Consider the following 1337-nt stretch of genomic DNA (forward strand, 5'->3'; position numbering starts at 1 on the left):
CCCTTGAGGGCTTAGACATATGACGATTTCAGAGCTTACGCTTAAAACCAACGATGAAGAGCCGGTGCGGCGGTTCGAGGTTTTCACAGGCTCCGGGCGGCGGCGAGAATGGTCGGAGGAAGAGAAGGCCCGGATCGTTGCCGAGAGCTATGAGCCCGGCGCGAGCGTAAGCGGTGTGGCGCGCCGCCACGCCCTTTCCCCGCAGCAGTTGTTCACCTGGCGGCGTGCCGCCCGCAGGCCGGCGGCAGAGGAGCCGACGCCCTTGTTTGTTCCGGCGGTCTTATCGACGCCGATGCCGGTCCAAGCTGAGCAACCGCCCGACCCCAAGCCTGCACGCAAATCGCCTCGGTCTCCGGGGATCATCGAACTGGAGATCGAGGGTGTCCCGTTGCGAGTGGGTCGCGGCGCCGACGCCAAAACAGTGGCGGCCGTCATCCGCGCTTTGAAGGCAACGTCATGATCGGGCCGACAGGATCGGTCAAGGTGATGGTGGCGACACGACCCGTGGACTTCCGCAAAGGGGCGGAGGGATTGGCGGCCCTGGTGCGGGACGAGATGAAGACGGATCCGTTCAGCGGCACCGTTTATGTGTTCCGGGCCAAACGGGCTGATCGGGTGAAGCTTGTGTTCTGGGATGGGACCGGCGTGTGCCTTTACGCCAAGCGTTTGGAAGAAGGCAAATTCCAATGGTCTTACCCGACAGGCGATGCCTTCATCGCCGTTAGGGCCAGCCCTCAGGGACGGTGTGATCCGCCTGACATCGGCACAGCTCTCGGCCCTGTTGGAAGGGCTGGATTGGCGGCGCGTTCATGAAGCGCGCGAAGGGCGGACACCAACGGCTCCCGCGTGACTGCCGAGCCCTCAAAACTCTCGCAAGTTACTGACGAATATGATTGAATCGGCGTCATGGCAATTGGCGTCGATACACTGCCCGACGATCCTGGAACGCTCAAGGCGATGCTGCTCGCCGAGCGGGCCCGGGCCGAGCGTCTGGAGCAGATCATCAAGGAATTGCAGCGTCACCGCTTCGGCCGCCGGGCAGAGACATTGCCGGAAGATCAACTGCTGCTGGGGCTGGAGGAAGTCGAGCAGACCGAGGCCAGCCGCGAAGCCGAAGGTGAGGCGAGCTCATCGGCCGTGAAGGGCGCACGGGCCTCAAAGCGCCGGGCGAACCGCGGCTCGCTGCCCGCTCATCTGCCACGGATCGAGACCCTGGTCGATCTCGAGGACAAGAGCTGCCCGTGCTGTCGCAACCCACTGCATGTCATCGGTGAGGATCGGAGTGAACGGCTCGATATCGTCCCGGCCCAGTTCCGGGTTCTGGTCGTACGCCGACC

At 63.7% G+C, this 1337-nt stretch carries 2 protein-coding genes and 1 pseudogene; all 3 read left to right on the forward strand.

Annotated elements, in window-relative coordinates; genetic code table 11:
• The first annotated feature begins 19 nt into the window (after positions 1-19).
• Positions 20-460, forward strand: coding sequence for an IS66-like element accessory protein TnpA (gene tnpA, locus QQL24_RS36780; RefSeq protein WP_431310816.1), 441 nt, complete (start codon positions 20-22; stop codon positions 458-460).
• Positions 457-850 (forward strand): annotated as a pseudogene (gene tnpB / locus QQL24_RS36235) (IS66 family insertion sequence element accessory protein TnpB). The gene tnpA and the pseudogene tnpB overlap by 4 nt, the downstream one beginning before the upstream one ends.
• A gap of 56 nt (positions 851-906) precedes the next feature.
• On the forward strand, positions 907-1337 hold a 431-nt coding region (locus tag QQL24_RS36240), incomplete at its 3' end, for an IS66 family transposase (RefSeq protein ID WP_284317189.1).

Source organism: Labrys miyagiensis (assembly GCF_030160835.1).
Lineage (GTDB): Bacteria > Pseudomonadota > Alphaproteobacteria > Rhizobiales > Labraceae > Labrys > Labrys miyagiensis.